This is a genomic window from Peptoniphilus senegalensis JC140, from assembly GCF_000321025.1.
GTDB lineage: Bacteria > Bacillota > Clostridia > Tissierellales > Peptoniphilaceae > Peptoniphilus_A > Peptoniphilus_A senegalensis.
Genome location: NZ_CAEL01000044.1, coordinates 1 through 684, shown reverse-complemented (window position 1 = coordinate 684; position 684 = coordinate 1). Strand labels below are relative to the sequence as shown.

Here is a 684-nt window from a genome sequence, read left to right as displayed (position 1 = left end):
GTAGCCGGTGGTTTTGCTTATGCGGTCCAAAGGACCTTTATTACTAGCTGCGCCTCAAGGGCGCCTGTGGTTTACCACTCGCAAGTTTTTCTTGCTAACCCCTGAAGGGGTCTGTGTTATCCATTGTTATCTGACCACTTAATTCATCTTCTTTAAGTTGATTTTGTATATATTCTTTTATTGCTTTTGTATTCTTGCCTGCTGTGTCTACATAATATCCTCTACACCAGAATTGTCTTCCTCTATATTTATATTTTAGACTTCCCCATTTTTCATATATCATTATACTGCTTTTCCCTTTTAAAAATCCCATAAAACTTGATATGCTTAATTTTGGGGGAATCTCTAGTAACATGTGCACATGATCTGGACATACTTCTGCTTCTATTATGTTTACTTCTTTCCAACTGCATAGTTCCCTTAAAATTGCTCCTATCTCTAATCTTTTACTTCCGTAAAATACTTTTCTTCTGTATTTTGGTGCAAATACTATATGATATTTACAATTCCATTTTGTGTGTGATAAACTATGCGTATGATTTAAATTCATAAAAAACCTCCTGTTATTTTGTGTTTTGGTAAACCACAAATTTATTTTAACACGGAGGTGTTTTTTTATTTGTTTTTCATCGCTAAAGCTAAATTGAACCCCCGGTCCAACCGGGGGTATTCTAATTACAAAAA

Annotated in this window: 1 protein-coding gene; it reads right to left on the bottom strand. The window is 34.5% G+C overall.

Annotated elements, in window-relative coordinates:
- Nucleotides 1-94: 94 nt before the first annotated feature.
- Nucleotides 95-550, bottom strand: coding sequence for an IS200/IS605 family transposase (tnpA, locus tag PTSHG_RS00025; RefSeq protein WP_019106899.1), 456 nt, complete (start codon nucleotides 548-550; stop codon nucleotides 95-97).
- Nucleotides 551-684 lie beyond the last annotated feature (134 nt).

Excerpts from the sequence above, each read along its gene's own strand:
- tnpA (WP_019106899.1), bottom strand. The coding sequence starts at position 550 with ATGAATTTAAATCATACGCATAGTTTATCACACACAAAATGGAATTGT.